At 57.0% G+C, this 19964-nt stretch carries 13 protein-coding genes; 4 read left to right on the forward strand and 9 right to left on the reverse strand.

Translation table 11 applies throughout. The features are described 5' to 3' along the window. Positions 1 to 35: 35 nt before the first annotated feature. From RB620_RS23520 to RB620_RS23530, 3 genes are read right to left on the reverse strand one after another with little or no spacing between them, the layout of a single operon-like run. Positions 36 to 1592 carry an extracellular solute-binding protein gene (locus RB620_RS23520; RefSeq protein WP_308098660.1) on the reverse strand — a complete coding sequence of 519 codons (1557 nt, stop codon included), beginning with the start codon at positions 1590 to 1592 and terminating at the stop codon, positions 36 to 38. A gap of 48 nt (positions 1593 to 1640) precedes the next feature. Further along, the gene (locus RB620_RS23525; RefSeq protein WP_308098662.1) at positions 1641 to 2522 is read right to left on the reverse strand and encodes a carbohydrate ABC transporter permease; all 882 of its coding nucleotides are present in this window, start codon (positions 2520 to 2522) and stop codon (positions 1641 to 1643) included. Between the two features lie 16 nt (positions 2523 to 2538). Beyond that, positions 2539 to 3393: an ABC transporter permease gene (locus tag RB620_RS23530; RefSeq protein WP_308098756.1), complete on the reverse strand. Its 855-nt coding sequence runs from the start codon at positions 3391 to 3393 to the stop codon at positions 2539 to 2541. Between the two features lie 312 nt (positions 3394 to 3705). Here RB620_RS23530 and RB620_RS23535 point away from each other — a divergent pair, with 312 nt between their 5' ends. Then, the gene (locus RB620_RS23535) at positions 3706 to 5376 is read left to right on the forward strand and encodes a hypothetical protein (RefSeq protein WP_308098664.1); all 1671 of its coding nucleotides are present in this window, start codon (positions 3706 to 3708) and stop codon (positions 5374 to 5376) included. Positions 5377 to 5589: 213 nt separating this feature from the next. Here the strand turns inward: RB620_RS23535 and RB620_RS23540 are convergent, their stop codons facing one another. After that, complete coding sequence (locus RB620_RS23540; RefSeq protein WP_308098666.1) at positions 5590 to 6633, reverse strand: LacI family DNA-binding transcriptional regulator; 1044 nt, start codon at positions 6631 to 6633, stop codon at positions 5590 to 5592. A gap of 128 nt (positions 6634 to 6761) precedes the next feature. Between RB620_RS23540 and RB620_RS23545 the strand changes: the two genes are divergently transcribed. Beyond that, positions 6762 to 8024, forward strand: a complete 1263-nt coding sequence (locus tag RB620_RS23545) for an FAD-dependent oxidoreductase (protein ID WP_308098668.1) — start codon at positions 6762 to 6764, stop codon at positions 8022 to 8024. 165 nt (positions 8025 to 8189) lie between these two features. Next, positions 8190 to 9725, forward strand: coding sequence for an FAD-dependent oxidoreductase (locus tag RB620_RS23550; RefSeq protein WP_308098670.1), 1536 nt, complete (start codon positions 8190 to 8192; stop codon positions 9723 to 9725). On the opposite strand, the gene RB620_RS23555 is transcribed toward RB620_RS23550, so the two are convergent. Both RB620_RS23555 and RB620_RS23560 read right to left on the reverse strand, forming a co-directional pair. Next, positions 9717 to 10343: a glycerol-3-phosphate acyltransferase gene (locus RB620_RS23555; RefSeq protein ID WP_308098673.1), complete on the reverse strand. Its 627-nt coding sequence runs from the start codon at positions 10341 to 10343 to the stop codon at positions 9717 to 9719. The two genes, RB620_RS23550 and RB620_RS23555, sit on opposite strands and share 9 nt — an antisense overlap. Then, a complete protein-coding gene (locus tag RB620_RS23560) occupies positions 10340 to 11437 on the reverse strand; it encodes a glycosyltransferase (RefSeq protein ID WP_308098675.1) in 1098 nt (365 codons plus the stop codon). The genes RB620_RS23555 and RB620_RS23560 overlap by 4 nt, the downstream gene beginning before the upstream one ends. A 509-nt stretch (positions 11438 to 11946) precedes the next feature. On the opposite strand from RB620_RS23560, the gene RB620_RS23565 reads away from it, so the two are divergent. Further along, complete coding sequence (locus RB620_RS23565; protein ID WP_308098677.1) at positions 11947 to 12351, forward strand: DUF6855 family protein; 405 nt, start codon at positions 11947 to 11949, stop codon at positions 12349 to 12351. A 107-nt stretch (positions 12352 to 12458) separates the two neighbouring features. Here the strand turns inward: RB620_RS23565 and RB620_RS23570 are convergent, their stop codons facing one another. The 3 genes from RB620_RS23570 to RB620_RS23580 form a co-directional block, all read right to left on the reverse strand. Further along, positions 12459 to 16610 carry a DUF4855 domain-containing protein gene (locus tag RB620_RS23570; protein ID WP_308098678.1) on the reverse strand — a complete coding sequence of 1384 codons (4152 nt, stop codon included), beginning with the start codon at positions 16608 to 16610 and terminating at the stop codon, positions 12459 to 12461. A 294-nt stretch (positions 16611 to 16904) separates the two neighbouring features. Continuing rightward, positions 16905 to 18179: a Gfo/Idh/MocA family protein gene (locus RB620_RS23575; protein WP_308098680.1), complete on the reverse strand. Its 1275-nt coding sequence runs from the start codon at positions 18177 to 18179 to the stop codon at positions 16905 to 16907. Positions 18180 to 18274: 95 nt separating this feature from the next. Then, positions 18275 to 19963, reverse strand: a complete 1689-nt coding sequence (locus RB620_RS23580) for a response regulator (RefSeq protein WP_308098682.1) — start codon at positions 19961 to 19963, stop codon at positions 18275 to 18277. Between the last annotated feature and the right edge of the window lies 1 nt (position 19964).

Raw genomic sequence — 19964 nt, forward strand, 5'->3', positions numbered from 1 at the left:
CTTGGGGAGCGCCATCTTTTTGGTCCTATTGCTAGTTACTTGTTCTCCGCGTACCAGGCGTTGACTTCCTCGGTAATTACGTCTCCGCCCTTCTTCTTCCATTCTTCCACGAACTTGTCGAACGCTTCGATCGGCTGCTTGCCTACGATGATCTCCGTAAAATATTCCGTCTCGAGCTTGTTCAGATCCGCGGAGTGCTTGCCCATGCCCGTCGTCGGCACGCCGAAGTATTGGTCGCGGATAGCCACTTCGGCAATGCGGTCGATATTGTCGTTCAGCTTGAACTCCACGCCCAGCGAATCCAGGCGGGCACGTTCTTCCTCCGCGCCGTATGGACGGATCGACTCGCCCAGCGTCTGGCGGTAGATGTGCTCGTTATGCTTTTCGAAGTCCGTCACGATTTTGCCGTTCTCCGTCTTCCATACCTCGTTCTCGAAGCCGAGCAGCAGCGTCTTGTAGCCTTCTCCGTTCATGAAGTTCAGCATGCGGACGACGGCGTCGGCGTTCTTGCTCGTCACCGGCACGACGTTGTAGCCGGCGATGTAGCCGTAGCCCGTAGTGCCTTGCTTGCCTTGCGGTCCCGTCGGGAAGTCCAGCGCGATCCATTCCGCCTTCGGATCGTTCTTCTGGCTCGTCAGGATCGGTCCGCGGGTATCGTACCAGAAGGCCGAGAACAGACCGACTTGGCCGCTGGCGATCTTCTCGCTGAAGTTCGCTTCTTTATTAAGCATCCACTCCGGATCGATCAAGCCGTCCTTGTGCAATCCAGCGATGAACGCAAGCGCGTCCTTCATTTCCGGCAGCGTGCTCGAGTTGACGAGCTTGCCGTCGCGCTCCGTCCACATGCCCTTCTGGATGCCGTGCGCTCCGAGGAGCGGAGCCATTCTTGCGAGATTTTCCGCCAGAATGAAGCCGTACGTGTCGTCCTTGTTATCGCCGTCCGGATCGTCTTCCTTGAACGCTCGCATCACTTCGCGGTACTCCTCGAGCGTCTTCGGCGGCTGCAGGCCGAGATTGTCCAGCCAATCCTTGCGCACGTACATCAGCTCGTTGCCCGGGACCGCGTTCATGGACGGAATCGCGTAGATTTTGCCGTCGATCGTAACCGTCTTCCAAGCGTCCTCCGGAATGTTCTTCAGCAGGTCCTGACCGTATTTCTCGAGCGCCTCGTTGAGCGGCTGAAGCGCTTTCTGTTTCACGTAGCTTTCGAACCAGCTGGCGTCCCACGTGTAGAGGGAATCCGGCAGTTCGCCCGATGCCATGATCACGTTGAGCGCATCCTGATAGCCGTCCGCGGGCGGTATTTGCAGCGTAATATCCAGGTTCGTGTTCTCCCGGATGTAATCGATATACGGATTGTTGTTTTCGTCCATGCCGTCCGGGAACTTGCGTCCGCCGTTGTTGAAGACGACCTTGATCGATTTTTTCTCCAGCTCTGCGGTTGCATTGTTGCCGGAAGCTTCGTTCGACGCCTTAGGCGAAGCGGCAGGATCCGCCTCGCTCCCCCCTCCGTTGCCGTTCGAAGAACAAGCTGTCAATCCCGCCATTGCAGCAATAAGCGCGAGCGATACGGTTTGTTTCCATTTTGCCATTCTGATTGATCCCCTCTCGATATCGTAGATAGAGTCGATAAAGTCGATTTACCCTTTGACCGAACCAAGCATAATGCCTTTGACAAAATATTTCTGAAGAAACGGATACACGATCAGAATCGGAATCGTGCTGGCGATCAGCGCGGCAGCCTTCAGCGATTCCAGCGCGAGCAGCGTACTGTCCATGTTCGCCGAATAACCCGAATTGTTGTCGATACCCGACTGGTTGAACATGATCAGCTCCCGCAGGTACACCTGCAGCGGGAACAGCTTGCGGTCCGTCACGTACAGCACCGTGTCGAAGAACGAGTTCCAGTGGCCGACCGCGTGGAACAGCGTGATCGTTGCGATCGCCGGCATCGAGAGCGGAATGACGATCCGGAACAGGATGCCGAGATTGGAGCCTCCGTCGATTTTGGCCGATTCCTCCAGCTCCGCCGGAACGCTCTGGAAGAAGTTGCGGATGATGATGACGTTAAACGCGCTGATGGCTCCCGGGATAATGTACGCCCAGAACGTGTTAAGCAGCCCAGTCTCCTTGACGATCAGGAAGGTTGGAATCATGCCGCCGCCGAACATCATGCTGAATACGATCAGGAACATGATGACGGACCTGCCTTTAATATAAGGTTTGGCAATCGGATAAGCGAGCAAGCAGGTCAACACGACGTTGACGGCTGTGCCGGCAACCGTGCGCAGGAAGCTGATCTGGAACGATCGCAGAAATTCCTGCTCGCTGAGGACGCGGGTGTAGGCTTCAATCGAGAAGTCGACCGGCCACAGGGATACCTTCCCGGACGTGATGGCTTGGTGACTGCTGAACGACTGCGCCAGGACATGGACGAACGGCGCCAGCGCCAGCAGGGCGAATGCCCCCAGGAACACATAGTTGATGGCCGATCCGATTTGTTCTCCTCTGGTTAATTTCATGGCTTCGCCTCCTTGTCTACCAAATTCCCTCTTGACCGAGCTTCTTGGCCCCTCTGTTGGCCAGCACGACGAGGATCAGGCCGATCACCGCCTTAAACAATCCGACCGCCGTCGTAAAGCTGAATTTCGCCTGCTGGATGCCTTCCCGGTACACGTACGTCTCGATGACGTCGGCGACGTCGTACACCAGCGAATTGTACAGGACGAAAATTTGTTCGAAACCGACGTCCAGCACATGTCCCAGCCGCAGCAGGAACAGAATGACGATGACGCCCATCATCGAAGGCAGCGTAATGTGCAGGATCTGCTTCCATTTGCCCGCCCCGTCCATAATTGCCGCCTCGTAGAGCTGCGGATCGATGCCCGCGATGGCCGCGAGGTAGATGATGGCGCCCCAGCCGACTTCCTTCCAGATGTCGCTGGCTACGATCACGGTCCGGAACCAATCCTCGCTGGTGAGGAAGAAGATCGGCTCGATGCCGAACAGGACGAGCACCTTGTTTACGATGCCCGAGGACGGCGACAGTACGTTGATCAGAATGCCGCCCACGATGATCCACGACAGGAAGTGAGGCAAATACACCAGCGTCTGGATCGACCGTTTGTACATCATGTGCCGGATTTCGTTCAGCATGATTGCGAGAATGATAGGCCCCGGGAAACCCCAGATCAGCTTGTAGATGCTGATGAGCAGCGTGTTGCGGAAGATCGTGTAGAAATCGTCGTCCGCGAACATGTCCCGGAAGTGCTGGAATCCGACCCACTCGCTCTCCCAGATGCCCGCGAACATGCTGTAATCTTGGAATGCGATGACGACCCCCCACATGGGCAAATACTTGTAGACGAGAAAATACAAAATTCCGGGCAGCATGATTAAATACAAATCCCAATACGAACGAATGGAGCGAAACCGTTTGTTCGTCGGCTTCGCGGTCGATCCATTCAGCTCCTTTATGTCGGCAACGTCGATCGCAGCCATGTCTACCAATCCTCCCTTGCTTTTTCGCGCGATTCTCATGCCTGTTCCGGATAAATTAATTGTAAGAGAATCGACCTGTTTCGGTTAGACGATAGCGATGACCATTATCCGTAAATTGATGACTCTTGAGGGAATCGAATGGGTAGAGCGTTTCCGGAAAATAAGGTACGATGGTACTATCCATCATTGAGGGGAGCAAGTGGCTTGAAAAAAATCATAGCCAAAATTATTCTATTAGCGCTTTTGGTTACAACGCTAGGGGGCGGCGGGGCGGCCTATGCCGATACCGATCACGAACCTCCGGTTCTGGCGTGGGAGGAGGAAAATACGCAATGGTCGGGCCGGGCCGTTACATACACGGGGGGCAAATACTTCATGCTTCCGGGGGAATGGTCCCCGGAAATCTTTGCCGTCTCCGATGACGGGAAGAGCTGGACGCAGCTATATTCCACCTTTTCCTTGCTGGCGGGCGGACATTCCCTCGAAATGAAGGATGTCGTATGGACAGGCGAGTCTTTCCTTGCCGTAGGCCTAAGCAGGCAGCATCAGTTTCAGTACAAATTATTTGAATCACCGGACGGGATCTATTGGTCGGTCCGTGATCTGAACATCCCGGAGCTGGCAGGCAAGGGCTATATCGTTGACAAAATAAAACGGATCCACGACAAGCTTGCTCTTATGATCCGATACACGACGCGCGAAAACAATCAAGCTGTAGAGTTGAACAGCGCCGTCGCGATTTCGGACGCCACCGACGGAAGCAACTGGACGACTGGATCGAACCATTTCGTCAATCGGCAGTTGTTCGATATCGCTTACGGCAACGGCATGTATGTGATCGGCGGCTACGCAACGGCTAATAATGATCAGGGCTTCGCACAGGAAGGCGCCGTCATCTATACGTCCAAGGATCTCCAGACATGGACGCTCTCCTATCGCAATCCCGCCGCGGATACATCCATCCGTTATTTGAACTGGAACGGCCGGCAATTTCTTACCGCTGTCGCGCTTAATGAACGGGAGGGGCGAATCCTGCTGTCCGAAGACGCAACGGGTTGGGAGGAACATGCCATAACGAAATATTCGTTGCCCGCCCCAAAGCTGATGGCGTGGAACGGCGACTATTATTTGGGCTACGCCGATGGAGGCATTGTGGTCACTTCTAGGGATGGAGCAGAATGGGATTGGCTGGAGGATTCTTTGCCTTTGACTACTCCGTCCTATTTGATTCGGGACGAGAAGCAGTTTATTATCGGTTCCGGCAATGTCTTCTACCGGGCTACGGAACAATCCGGGTATATCGACAAGACGGAGCCAGCTTACGCAAGCAAAGCGGAGGCGCTGCACACCCTTCGGCTATTCAATGGCAGCGACAAGGGCTTGGAGCTCGATCGCGCTCCATCAAGAGCAGAGGCGGCCGCCATGTTGGTTCGCCTGCTGGGCCAGGAATCCGAAGCTTATGATCAGATCTTCAGTCACCCTTTCAATGATGTTCCTTTCTGGGCCGATGTTTATGTCGGATATTTATATCACCACGGATTGACAAAAGGCATGGGAGGGGATAAATTCGGCTCCGATCAGTTGATGAATGCCGAAGCGTATGCGACGTTTATTTTAAGGGCGCTCGGCTATAGCGATACCAGCGGCGACTTCGACTGGAAGCATGCCATTGGGTTCGCGACCGAACAGTCCATCTTTGCGCCGGGCGATTACGCCGAACTTTCGGCAAAGCCGTTTCTGAGAGAGCACATGGCTAATATGTCTTTTGATTCGCTGGGCGCAACCTTGAAAGGAGAACAAAGGACGCTGCTGGAAAAGCTGATTGCAGAAAATGCGGTGGAACGCGAAGCGGCCGAAGCGCTCGAATTGCTTTAAAAGCCTAACGGCCACCGCCATTTAAATAAATGCATGGCCCTGTTAGCTGCACTTGCCGGATTACAATAAAAGCTGCCGATGATTTCATCGGCAGCCCCCACACCTCGTCTCGCCGTCGTCTCCCAAACGGTTCCATCCCCGTATTGAATTTCGAAGTCGGCAACCTGCTTCCCCAAGCAATAATTTGCGCACCTGACTTTATGAACACGCACTTTAAGGCATCAAAGTAAGGATCGTTTTGCCTTGATAAAATGAACCTCTAAGCCGCACATGCTCGAACGGAAGCAGCGGATTTGCGATTCTCCGCAGCATCAGCTCCGCAGCCCGCTCCCCCGCTTCCCGGACGAGCAGCCGAGGCCGCGACATCCCGGGATAACGGGGATGCTCTTCATGCTCCAAGCCGACCAGCGAGAAGCTTCTGGGAATGTCCAGCTTCAGGAAGCCGGCGGCGACATACACCCATTCGGACATGTCCGGAATCGCGCTGACCACGGCGGTATAATGCTCGGAGCTCAGCTTCCCGCTCAGCTTCTCCATCCATGCGGCCCGATCGGCCGAACCGCTTGTCACGTGCTCCTCGGGATCGGCCAATCCGTGCAGCCCAAGTCTCTCCGATGCGGCGGAGAACGCTTTCCATCTCAAACGGAATCCCCTGAGCGGCTCGATATCGCCGACGTACAAGATTCGCCGGTGGCCGGCGCGATACAGCTCCTCCATCGACTGGTGAATCGCGTATTCCACGTCCCAAATGACGCTGTCCACCTCGGCCAAATCAGGCGGATAATTGACGAGCACTTTGGGAATCGGCAGCTCCAGCAGCACGGTCTCCATCCACTCCGGGATGGCCGCGGTCAGAAATAAACCATCGGCAAAAAACAATCCGTTTTTGTCCAGCCAATCTTCAAGTCCCGCCCGTCCGGAAATCACGGAAGGAACGAGCAGCGGATAGAGCGAATGCCCGAGCTCGTTCAAGCGAATCTGCACGCCCTCCAGCTGCATCCGGTGAAACGCGGAATCGCCAACGATCAGCATCGCGAACCGCCGGGGTTTCGCGTTCGCCCAAGGAATTCGTTCCGCCATAATTCCGGCTTCCTGATCCTTGGTCCGGTATCCGAGCTCGCGCGCACGGTCGACCACCGTCTTGCGCGTCGCCTCCGACATGCCGGGCAATCCCCTCAGCGCCTTGGATACCGTATGGATTGTCAAGCCCAGCCCGTCGGCTATCGTTTGCAGCGTAACCTGTTTCTTCCTAGGCATTGCCTGCCGCCCCTCCTCACAAATGAACTCGCGTTATAATTGTAACAAAAATGAAACTATAAAGAAGGTTTCAATTTCCCTACAATTGGAGCAAGTATCATTAAGCTCAAGGATGGGAGATGACAAACTTGTCAAACCGCGAAATTACGCTTAATCGAACCGTTCCCGTATACGATACGGCCGACGTAGTCGTGATCGGAGGAGGACCCGCCGGTACGGCGGCGGCCATCTGCTCCGCGCGCTGCGGACGAAAGACGATATTGCTGGAGCATTCCGGTCAACTCGGGGGGATGGGCACGCTCGGCAATGTGAGCGTCTTCATGGGGATAGGCAACGTAACGGGCATTTATAGGGAGATTATATCGGAGTTTCTTCCCGCGGCTCTGCCGGATTCGCATCACGAGTCGATTTGGCCGCAATATTCGCCTTTCGAGCTTCGGCATTATTTGAACGGCAAGCTGGAGAAGGAAGGCGTCGAGGTGTATTACCACGTCAGCTTCGTTTCTTCCATCGTGGAGGATAACCGGGTTGTCGGCGTCGTGGCCAACACGCGGGAAGGGCTCCGCGCATTCGCGGGCCGCGTCGTGATCGACTGCACGGGAGACGCGAGAGTCGCCCAGGATGCCGGCGTGCCTACCAAGGCCGGCCGCGACGAAGACGGGCTGACGCAGCCTATGACGCTTATGTTCATGATGCAGGATACAGGTAAGCCGGTCCGCCAAAAGCTGCCTGACGATTGCTATAAATACGAATCGATCCCCGATCTTCCGCAAGGCCGCCATCTGTTCTGGGGAGGCATGGGCGACGGCACGTTGCTCGTCAACATGACTCGCGTCAAGGGTAACGGGGCCAAGATTAGGGATATTAACTACGCCGAGAAGGAATCACTCCGGCAAGCGTTATCAGTCGCCAATTACTTGCAGCGGACGAACCATCCGAACCATATCCTGTCCCACGTCCCCGGCCAGGTCGGCGTTAGGGAAACGAACCAGATCGAGGGACGGTATACGCTGACGGAAGACGACTTGACGAGCAGCCGGCGGTTCGAGGATGTCGTAGCGCAAACCAACTACGAAATCGACATCCATAATCCCACCGGCGGAGCGAATACGGACGAACGCAAGCTGGACGGCTACGACATTCCATACCGTTGCATGTTACCCGTAAACATCGAGGGATTGATCGTCGCTGGACGCAGCATATCCGCCACCCACGTCGCGATGTCCTCGATGCGCGTGCAAGCGACCTGTTACGCGCTCGGCCAGGCAGCCGGCGTCGCGGCCGCCATTGCCATCGAGACGGGCGCTTCCGTCGCAGATGTATCCATTCCTACGTTGCATCAGCGGCTTTCCGAGCAAGGCGTCGTATTCGCCAAGCAGCATGCCCGCTGAAGAACTTGCATTTTTTTCGGAGCCAGCGTAAATAGCAGAAAAAAGACATTCACCCCGTATTTGCGGTGGATGTCTTCTTTTTTGTTCGATTTGCGATTCGAATAGAATCCGGCAATTAGGAAAGGAATGAATGGAACACACCATTTATAAGGAGCGAGCGTATCCATGACGAACATTCCACCCTTGCCAACGTATCCGGAGTCACTTTGGATGCAAGCGATCGAAGGACTTCCTTCCTATTCTAAACTGCAGCATGATATTGAGGCAGACGTCGCCATTGTAGGCGGTGGCATCTCCGGCATTACAACAGCGTACAAACTAACGCAAGCAGGAGTTAAAGTCGCGCTGCTTGAAGCCGGTAAGCTGCTGCATGGAACGACGGGCCATACAACCGCCAAAATAACCGCCCAGCACCATCTAATCTACGATGAGCTGATCAAGCAGGAAGGCAAAGAGAAAGCGGCGCTTTATTTTAAAGCGAATCAAGATGCTCGCAAGTTTATGGAGTCATTGATCGAACAGCAGGCCATCGAATGCGGCTTGCAAGCACAGGACGCGTACGTATTTACAAATTCGGACGAGTATGTGCAGAAGCTGCAGAACGAAATGTCCGCATACGAGTCATTAGGCATTCACGGCGCATATCTGGACCGAATTCCGCTTAACGTCCCGGCGAAAGCCGCGGTCCGAATGGATGGGCAAGCCCAGTTCCATCCGCTTCAGTACATGGCCGCTCTAGTGAAGATGACGGCCGAAGCCGGCTGCCATCTGTATGAGCAGACGACCGCCGTCGACATTCAAGAGGGTCCACAACCCAAAGTCGTGACAGCTGACGGCCATTCCGTTACATGTAAACACATCGTCGTCTGCTCACATTTTCCATTCTATGACGGCCATGGCTTCTTCTTCGCCCGCATGCACGCGGAGCGCTCTTACGCGCTTGGCATCAAGACCGATCAGACGTATCCCGGCGGCATGTATATTAGCGCGGAAGAGCCGACACGCTCCATCCGCAGCGCAGCGTCCTCGGACAGAACGCCACTGCTGATCGTCGGCGGGCAAAACCACAAAACCGGACAAGGCATCTGTACGATTAATCATTACGAAGCGCTGCAAGCGTATGCCTCACAGCATTTCAATGCATCGGATATCGCTTACCGTTGGTCGGCGCAAGATTTGGTCACCGGGGACAAGATCCCGTATATCGGCCGCATTACCGCCTCCTCCCCCAATATCTATATCGCGACCGGCTTCAAAAAGTGGGGAATGACAAGCGGAACGGCGGCCGCTATGCTGATTAGCGATCTCATTCAAGAGAAAAACAATGAATACGAGGAATTGTTTGCGCCTTCCCGTTCGTTATCGTTAAAGACGCTCAAAAATTTGGTCGTCGACAACTTCGACGTAGCCAAACATCTTGTCGGCGGCAAGCTGGAGATGGTTCGCCGGAAACCCGAAGATTTGGCTCCGGACGAAGGCTCGGCCGTCACCGTGCATGGCCGCCGAGCCGGAGCGTACAGGGACAAGGAAGGCAAGCTGTACGTCGTCGATACGACATGCACCCATATGGGCTGCGAGGTGGAATGGAACGACGGCGAACGGACATGGGATTGCCCTTGCCACGGCTCCCGATTCTCGATGACAGGCGAGGTGATGGAAGGTCCGGCGGAGAAGCCTTTAAAATCGATTTCGTTACCCTAATCGCTTGATGCGAATGAGCGCCCGCAGCTCCCTCCGATGCGCATACGCGAGCAGCAAGAAATTGACGAGTCCGAACGCCGCCAGCGGAAGAGCGTCCGAGCCCCCGAAGACGAGGACGCACACCGTCAGCAGCAGCATGCCGAGCACGACCTGGAAGCCATCCGCCCTTGGAGTAGACGGTTTGCCGCTACGAATAAGCCGGCCTCCGAGCAGCAGCAACGCCAAGATGACGGCGTAGGCAAGCGTCGCGGCGAACCCCGTCAGCGCGCTCCAAACCCCGAACGTGACGGCGATCGCCTTGCCTCCCTTCCCGCGCAGGAACGGCGAGAACATATGGCCGAGCAGCGCGGCGGCGGACGGCAGCACAAGCCCGTACCCGGCCGCTTGGCCCGAATGGACGAGCAGCAGCACCGGTACGTATCCTTTAAGGGAGTCGAACGCGATGCCGGCGAGCCCGTAACCGAAACCGGCCGCCTTCCACAAGTTGAGCGCGCCGGGATTGCCGTCTCCGTGCTCCCTTACGTTTTTGTTGGCGAACAAGCCGATCCAGTACGAGAACATGAGAGAACCGCATAGGAAGCAGAAGGCCGTCCACGCGGCGTAGGTCAGGATCGTCACGGCTCCTTCCCTCCTACTTTCACCTTCCTGCCCTTCCAGGCAACCCGCCCGAAAAAGACGACTTGGAAGATCGAATAAAGCATGATGAACAGGAAGAACGCGGTGCTGAGCGGATGCAGGGCGGGAAGCCATCGACCGAACCGTCCCGCATAGCGACCGTAATAATAGATTTGAACCGTGTAGATTAGATACGCGATCGCGAGCGGCAGTGCCCAGTCCGTCCCGATGAAGAAGGGCGCCGACTCCGACGCGATTAACCCAATTAACCATACCGCGACGGGCAACGTCGTCTTCGTGCTAAGCTTGCCTGTGCTTAGCACGGCTCCTTTGCTGAAGCCCTCCACCTCGCTCCGGATGCCTCCGGGGTACATGCGGAACGATACCATGCCAAAGCCGATGTAGTTGCGGACGGGAATGCCGGCTTCCCTGAACCTCGCGCCGAGATTGAGGTCGTCCAGCAGCTCTCCTTTCACGCTCTCGTGTCCGCCCGCCTTTTCGTAATCCTCCCGAGTCGCCACGATGCATGCACCGTACAAGCCCTGAGCCGGATTCGTCCGTTCCATGGGCGAGGTGAACGCGTATAATCCCAGCAAATTCGGAATGAGCGCCAGTTTCTCGTAAAATCGTTCCGCATGATGGTAGGGTACGACGGAGATAACGCCCTCCGACCTCTCCCTTGCCGCGAGCAGCGAGGGCAGCGCATCCGGGGCGAGCCGGACATCCGCGTCGAGGAAGACGAGCAAGTCTCCAGTGGCCGCCGCATACCCGTTCGCCACGGCCCAATTTTTGCCTGTCCAGCCCAGCGGAAGCGGCGGGCTCGCGATGACACGGACGCCGAAGCTCTCGGCGATCGCCCGCGTACGGTCTTCGGAATGGTCGTCCACGACGATGATGTCCATCCCGTCGATGGACTGGACTTGCAGGGAGCCGAGCAGGTACGGCAGGTTGCTCTCCTCGTTCCTGGCCGGGATGATGACGGATAGCCTCCCGGCCGTGGAGAAGCGTTCGCGGCTGACGGCCACCGTATTTCTGCGGAACAACAGAAACCCCGCTGCGCAAGCGACTGCGAGCGGCACAAGGATCAGCATCTCCATGGCCATTGCCCCCTACGAACATCGGATTAGCGGCTATAACCCATTTATATGGCGTTTCCCTACCTTTATATGAATGCCTGAGAGAAAACCTCGCCACACACTTTTATCGCACACCTCGCAACCTTTCCGGTTGGCACGCCGCACATTGCTGCATTTGTGCACTCTGATCGCACACTACATTTTCTTTCCGCGGTGGGCACGACGGAAATTGCTGCATTTGCGCATGAATATGTGTTAACAAATGTGCGTCCTGGAGACAAACCTGCTAATCTGCATCATTTCTCCGTTACCCAGAGCCAGGCGGGCTCAAATCCCCCTAAAATGATGCACTCAATGCATTATTTCGACCAAGCAGCCCTCAAAAAGAAAAAATTGATGCACGAAATGCATCAATTTTTGTATTCGATATTGGTTCATCTTCAGCTCCTCGTTCATGCCGTTTGCATTGCGCATTTCGCTATCGCTTGTGCTATGCTAGACTCGAACCGTTTAAGAGAAGGAGTGGGCTTATGACAACCCTCGGAACCAAAGAAAATCCATGGAAGCTGAAAACGCCGCCGCAAACCTCCGAATACGAAATGTACAAAGACGAGAAGGACGGCAACCCCATTATCGTTTGCACGGTCGGCAAAACGGTGCTTCATTACGACTATCGCTGCGTCGAAGATCTGCATGCCATGCTGAAGCGGCATGGCGATTGGATGGAGCTCGGCAGCGCCGACGAACAGAAGCCAGCCAAGGAGGGCACCGTTGAAGCCTGGGGGCGCTCGCCCGAGAACCCGGTCGGCGGCTGGTACGGACTCAAGAAAGGTTTCCGCGGCCGCTTCGGCATGTATGTCCCCCCGCTGCTTGAGGCACTGGGACTTGCAGAGGTCGAGCACAACCCGAGAAACAACCGAATGCGGGCGCTATAATAATAAGAAATACAGAGGCATTTGAACCCGGAGACGGGCATGCTCCAAAAAAATCGAAGGCCGGCAACGCTCGTTAGCGTCGCCGGCCTTCTTAAATGCCGCGAACTTTATATGGCGTTAATGAACGCCAATAGCCGGTACAGGAAAATCGCGGTTTCGGCTCTTGTGGCCTGGCCGCTTGGCTTGATCGAACCGCCGTTGCCTCGGATCAGCCCTGCCTCCACCATGCCCGCGACCGTTTCCGCCGCATAGCCGGACACGCTGCCAGCATCCTTGAATGCTTCGAGCGACGCGGGATCGCCCCCAATCTCACCAGCATCCACCGCCGCGATCGCCCTGGCCGCCATAACCATCATCTCTTGCCTGCTCACCTTGTCTTCGGGCGCGAAACGCTCTTCGTCCTTGCCGGTCACGATGCCCAATTGCTTCGCGATCGCGACCGCCTCGGCGTAATAACGATGCGGGTCGACATCCGGGAACATGTCTTCGGATTCGGACGTCCCCCGCAAGTCCAGCGCGCGAACGAGCATCAGGATGAAGTCCGCCCGGCTTACGCTCTCGGACGGGCTAAACGCCGTCGTCGAGGTTCCGTTCACGATCCCAAGCTCCGCCAGCTTCGCTACCGCTTCCTGCGCCCAAACATGCTGGTTCAAGTCGGCGAAATCGGGTGCCGGGATGTTGCGATATACCGCGAATAAGCCCGTTTGGTTCGTCTGGAACCGGATATGTTTGCCCGATTCGAAGTAGGCAGCGGACGGAACATCCGTCGCTTCACCGTCCGCGATGGACAAAACGCCGATTTCCTCGGGCAACTCTTGGCTTGCGAGCGAGTATGGAACGGTCACGACGATTGCCGCCTTCTCGTTTTTCCACTCGTACGTTTTGCCGTCCGTCTCCATGGATAGCTCCAGCACCGGCCTGCCGGCTACGCGGCCTCTTACGTCCGGCTTCAGCGAGCGGCCGTCCCGTTCCCGGACGTTCACGCGCAGCTGCTTGCCGGTCTGGGACGTCTTCGGCAGCATGTCACCGGCGAGCAAGACCGTCGCCGAAGGGAGCTGCGCTTCGATCGTTAGGTTCGGATAATCGGAGAGGAATGCGGACGGAAAATCCAACGCGTAAAGCTCGGCATCGCCCGTGCCTTTCAGCACGATCGTGGCCCGCAGCTTGCCGTCCTTATCCGGCTTCGCCGCCGCGATCGCCTTCCGCAAGTCCTGCTCGCCGACCGTACCGACGGCCGTTTTGCCGCCTTGCTCCGGCTTCGCGCTGATCTCCGCTTTGACCGAGCCGTCCGCTTGCGGCTTGAACAGGTCGACGCTCGGCGTGACGGGATCGCCTCCACCGCCGCCGGGAGCAGGCTTTTTGTATTCGAACGTTACCTTCATCGGTTCATTCATGTCGTCCGTCGACACATACGCTTCGTAGATGCCTTCGGTATTGCCGGTCAGCGTGAATTCGAACCGGAAGCTCCCCGCTTCCGTACTAGCCGTATCGGCTTCATGGTGCAGCTTCCCTTTCGGATCCATCACCTTCAAACTCACGTTCGCAAGGTCGCCGTTCATGATCAATCCGTCCACGGTTACTTTCTTGGATGCCGCGTCGATCGACGCTCTCACCCCGTCTATGCGTTTTTCTTCCGGCTCGCCTTCCAATTGAAAGACGCCGAATTCATAGAAGGAATAACCGTAAAACGTCTCCCTCTTCACGCCTTCGAACTTGACGTATCTGGCGCTGATCGGCTCGAACCGAACCGTCTCCTTGCCGTCCTTCGCCGTAATGAGCGCGTCCTGCCCCATCACGTTCGTCCACGTTTGTTTATCGCCCGAGACGAGCAGCTTGTAGGTTTTGGCGCGCGCGTACTCCCAATCGATCCGGACCGTGTCCAGCTCTTTCGATTCCCCAAGATCGACCTGGAACCACGTGTTGTCGTACAGCTCGCTTGCCCATCTCGTGGACGGGAAGCCGTCGACCGCTTTCGCCGGCATCAGGTTCGGGCTGCCCGCTTCCACCGTCGAAGCTTCCGCTGTTTTATCCGTCGCCAAGTTGCCAATTAAATAGTAGACGCTTTCCTTCAGCGCGTTATAAGCGCCGTCCGTTAGGACGCCTTGCTGCTTGAATAAGTCCAGCTTGGCATTAAATCCTTTCGTGTATGCCTCGGCTTTCGTCTCATCGATCCCCTTGTAACGCTTCATCAGCTCCAAATAGTTGTTCAGGGAGCGAACCGCGGCGGCATCCGTGATCGCACCGTCGGCTCCGAATCGGTCGACGGCCGCTTTCATGGTCGACGCGTTTGCTTCGGCCTCGATGACGTATGTCGTTTTGCGGGACTTGCCCGCCGCTACCGTAACGACCAACTCGTGTTTGCCCGGCTTCCCCGCCAGATCGATCTCGGTGCCCTCCGTGTACGGCTTTCCGTTAAAGGCGGCCGTTACTTTGGTGAGCCCGCTGCCGTCGTCGTTAGGAATGTCCCAAGTGAACTGAACCTTCTCCGTTTCCGGGATGGACGCGCCCCCTTGAAGGAGCTCTCCGTTCATTCTCACTTCGGCTTCCGGCGGCAAAGCGTTGTTTACGACGTACGTGCCTTTCGCGAACTGATACAGCCAATCGTACAGAACCCTTGTCGCGGGATCCGCGCTCACCGCCGTATCGTACACGGCATTATTGCCTTGATAGTACGCCTTGAAGCCCGATTGCATCAATCCGGTCTGAGCGCCGCTGTTCAAGTAATCGATGTACCGCTCCCGGAATACGGCGTCGGTCATCATCCGGTCGTCGAATTCGAGCTCGAGGCTCATCCCATACCGCTTCGCGATGTTGGCGGCGTCTTCGAGGCGGTCAACATCCATCGGCTCGAAAAAGTAATTCGGCTGGAACGAGACGGCATCGATGCCGACATCTTTCCACATATGGGCCTTATACGCCAAGAAATGCGGGATCCAGAAAAACTTGAGCCCTTCGTTATGCACTTTCACGCTCGTCGACTTCAGTAGATCCGGCCCTTTTGGTCCCGTGCTGATCTGTTCCTCCAGCCAGTACAAGCCGACCAGCTCGAGGTGGGAGTAGCCCGCTGCCGTCCAACGCTGCTGTACCAGATCCAGCCACCACTGGACGACCTTTTCCCTATTTGACAGCGCTTGCAATTCACCGACAGAGGATGCGCTGAAGTTTTCCGATACGCCGTCGCCGTCCACGTCGCCGAAGTCGGTCATATATTCGCCCGGATCCGGGATCATGAGCACGACCTTCAGCTTCTCGTCAGGCTTGGCGAGCTTGGCCCCGACCTCCTTGTTCGCTTCGTTCAGCTGGTACATGTCGCCCGTCGCGGCGAACGTTTTGTTGAGATACCATTCCCAATCGCTCTTATTGGCGCCGCCATTGTAGCCGCGTCCTGCCGACGAGGTCAGTCCGAGGTACAGAATACCATCGAACAGCCGGTCGACCGGCACGCCATCCTTATTCACGTAACTGATATTGGGAATGATCCGCTCCTTCGTCCAATCCCCCTTGCCGTTCGGGTAATGGCCGTTATACAGAAGGCCGAGGTTATGGATGCCCGCCGTCGCTTCGCCCGGCGCCAATAGAGCCGGCTGCTCGGCTGGAACCGCCACGGCGCCCGCGACCTGACCGTCCGCGCCGATGATTTCGATCTCGTCGATGAACGTCCACGCTCTCGTATGCATGGAGAACGTCACTTTCACGTATCGCGCATAAGCCATGTCCGCGTCCAGGTTGCCGCTTTTGATGCCGTCCGCGCTGCCGTTCCATTCGTATACCTCTTCTCTCGGAGGCCCGTCCCCCCATAGCAGCTGAGTCGACTTGTGGGTTAGCGTTCCCCAGTTCACCTTGTCGTCGGAGGCGTACATCGATACCGTAAGCGGCACGAGCATCGAATTCGTCGGCCAATCCTGCATGAACCGCGCCTTGATGGCGGAGATCGACTTGCGCTCGCCCAGGTCGAAAACGACCTCGCGCGTCATCTTCTTCACATGCCCGACCCACGCCGGATCGGACATATTCAGCGCCCCATGCACGCCGTCCGTCAGCTTCCGCGCGCCGTCGGGATAAGCGGCCTCCGGCGCCTCCGACCATTCGTAGTCCAGTCCGAGCGCAAGGTTCCGGAGCTGCGGGCCATCCGCTTCCGCTTGGATTTCCGGCTGCGCCGCCTCCTGACCCTGCGTCTCCGCATAGGCGGACGGCGCAAGCGCCAGCAGCATGGCCGCCGAGACGGCGAGCGCCATCCATTTTTTCGTACGTTTCATCATGTTCTGCTCCCTTTCCATGTTAGAGTCGTAGAACGAGAACAATCGCGTCGTCCATACAGTAACAATAAGAAACTTGCCCCGCCGATCAAAGAGATAAGTTCCGACTTTGCATATACATTTGTTTACTTGGCTTAGCCGAGGCGGCGAAAGGGCGCAGCGCCGGGCCCGCTTCGCGGTTCGGCAGTTGCCGGTGATAGGTATGCGGTTCCGGCGCAGGCGTTTCTCGCAATCCTGCCAAAAAAACCTCACGGGGAGCATCGGCTCGCCTCGTGAGGCTTAAGTATGGCAAAAAGTCTAGCGAACCTCCGCTCCCTGCTCCCGCAGATCGGCAATGCGGACGGCAAGGCCGTCGTTCAAGCGGGAATGTTCGGCCGCGAAGGCAATCAAGTGGCTTTGCAGCGAAGCCGTGGCGGACGTGAGTCCCTGAGCCGGGTTGCGGTCAAAGCCGCGGACGCCCTGCAGGAACGCGCTCACCATCCGTTCGTCGCCGCCTCCATGCCCGTCGCCTTCGACGTTGCAGCGGATCTCGACGCGCTCGCCAGTCGCATGGCGGAACAGCGTGAACGAGCCCTTGTCCATGTCTCCTAAAATTTCGCCGCCCGTGCCCATGATCTGCACGCGGCGCGTCCCGCTCTCGGTATGCCCCGTCATGATGAACGACGCGCTCGCACCGTTCGCGAACGCCATGTTAACCACTTGATGGTCCACGACGTTGTTGTCGCAGCGATAGACGCAGCGCCCGAACGGACCTTCCTTCAGCGCCTTGAGGATACCCTCCTGGCTTAGGTCGTCCGTCATGTACCGCGCCCACTCGCGGCTCGGCTGCTGCAGGTACTGCTTCAGCGCCGAGAACGCGCAGTCCCGCTCCACCGCGCAGCCGTCGATGCATCGCTCGGCCGAACCGTCCGGCGCGTTCTCCGCCCGGAAGTGCAGCAAAGAGCCAAACGAGCTGACGCCGGTGCAAGGCTGCTGCATGAGCCAAGAAATCAAGTCCAAGTCGTGGCAGGACTTCGCCAGAATCATCGGGCTCGTCTCCTCCGACTTGCGCCAATTGCCCCGCACGTAGCTATGCGTCATATGGCGGTAGCCGACGTTTTCGGTGAGCTGGATCGTCCCCACGGTGCCGAGCTCGCCGTCGTCGATGCACTTCTTGATGCCGGACCAGAACGGCGAATACCGCAGCACATGCGTCACGGCGAGCAGGCGCCCGAATTGGTGCGAAGCCTCCTCCAATCGGATGCATTCCTCCATGGAAGGGGACATCGGCTTCTCCAGCATAACGTGGTAGCCAAGCTCCATCGCCTTCATGGCCGGCTCGTAATGCATCCGGTCGAGCGTGCAAATGATCATGACGTCGGCGATGAGGCCTTGGTCGAACGCGCGCTCCCAGCTATCGTAAGCATGCTCCGGCCCGATTCCGTGAAGATCGGCGAACCTGCTTCTTCGTTCGTCGTCCGGCTCGGCTACCGCAACGATCTTTAGTTCATTCGGAAATTTCTCCGCGTAGGGTCCGTAAATATATCTTCCTCTGCTGCCTGCGCCCAACATGACGGCTGTTAATGGTTTCAACGTTTCTCCTCCTCGTAGCGCCTTCTATCGCCCTTTCATTGTAGAAGCGAAAGCAAGCCGGGAGAAAGAGACCGTTCCTTACATTTCGTATACATTTATTGACCTTTCGCTTGCGGCTGGCTGCGCGCCGAACGGAATTCGAGCGGCGTCGAATCGTTCTGCTTCTTGAAGAACCGAATGAACGCCAGCGCCGAGTTGTAACCTAGCGCAGCCGCGATCTCGTTTACTTTCATCGACGTGTTCAGCAGCATGTCCTGAGCCGTCACGTTGCGGAAGTCATTGACGTATTTGGACAAGCCGATGCCCGTGCTCTGCTTGTAGAGCCGCGACAGATACGACGGGTTCAGCCCTACGTAATCGGCCAGCGCGTTCAAGGAAATATCGGTCGCGATATGCTCCTCGATGTAGCGATGCACCTTATTGACGACCTCCGTCGGAAGCAGCGTGCCGTTCAGCGTATTCCATTCGAAAAAACAATCGGCCAACTGGCGGTAATAATGAACCAGCTCCGGCCATGGCAGCGCGTCGCCCCGCCCGAACAGCGGTTCGAGGTCCATCTGCGTATTGGCATGCTCGCAAGCATCCCGGTTGCGATGGAGGTGGAACAGGAATACCGCGGAGATCGAATGGTACAATTCGATTTTCCTCTCGTTCGGCATCCCCGGCTCGTTCCAGATCGCCGTCAGTTCGGCATACAGCTTGTAAAAGGGCTCCCGATGGTTGTTCTCCAGGCAGCCCGCCAGCAGCTGAACCCGGGCGTGGTAGAAGCCGTCCCGGTGTCCGGCAGTCTTGGCGGCTTCCTCCACCTCCGCGGATTGGTCCCGATCGATCAGGATCACCTCGTGAAACAAACCGTGCCCCTGTGCCAAATCGTATTTGACGGAATGGAACCGGTCCGATAAGTTCTCCCACTCCGCGGGCTGGCTCCCAAACGCAAAAGAAACCGAAAGGCCAAGCAGCTGCTTGCAGGTAGCCTGCACCGTTTCCAATATGCCGCCTGTATATCGGACAGCTCTTACAGCATCCATGATGCCGGCTTCGGCCGAGCCGTCGTCGTCCCGGGCTTGCGGCTGAACGAGCCAGACGATCTTCGACAGCTCGAACACGACGGAGTGGCAGCGCACCCCCATGGACAAATATTCGTCGCCGACATTCTGAAGCGCGTAGGCCAGCAGCGCCTTGTCCGGCGCGGAGAACATCTCCTTCCAGGCGTCGATCCGCCCGATGAGCACGTGAACCGGCAAGCGCGGATCGAGCGGAATATCCATCTCGCGGAACAATCGTTCCAGCTCGCTTCGCGATGCCGTTTTGCCTTGCAGCAGCCCTAACATATACTCCTTCTGAAGCGAGGGCAGCGCGCGTCTCATGCTGGTCTGCGCTTTCCTGACGATCTGAGCTTGGTCCCGCTCTTCGTCTAGTTTCCCGATGGCCCGTTCCACGGCCTCGATGATCTTGTCGTCGCTCTCGACCTTCAGGATATAGTCGAATCCGCCATGCGTCACCGCGTCCCTCGCATACTGGAAGTCGTTATACCCCGTCAGGAAAATCACCTTGCAGGACGGCCATTGCGCCTTGATCTCGCGCAGCAGCCCGATGCCTTCGATACCGGGCATCTTAATGTCGGAGAGCACGATATCGACGCGGTGCCGGGACAAAAGCTCGAGCGCCTCTTCCCCCGAATAGGCCTTCATGGCCTCAAGCTCCAAACGCTCCGTTCCCTGGAACAGCTCCAGCAGACCGTCCACGATTATCGGCAGGTCATCGACGATGAGCAGTCTATACATG

Source organism: Paenibacillus sp. LHD-117 (genome assembly GCF_030929555.1).
Lineage (GTDB): Bacteria > Bacillota > Bacilli > Paenibacillales > Paenibacillaceae > Pristimantibacillus.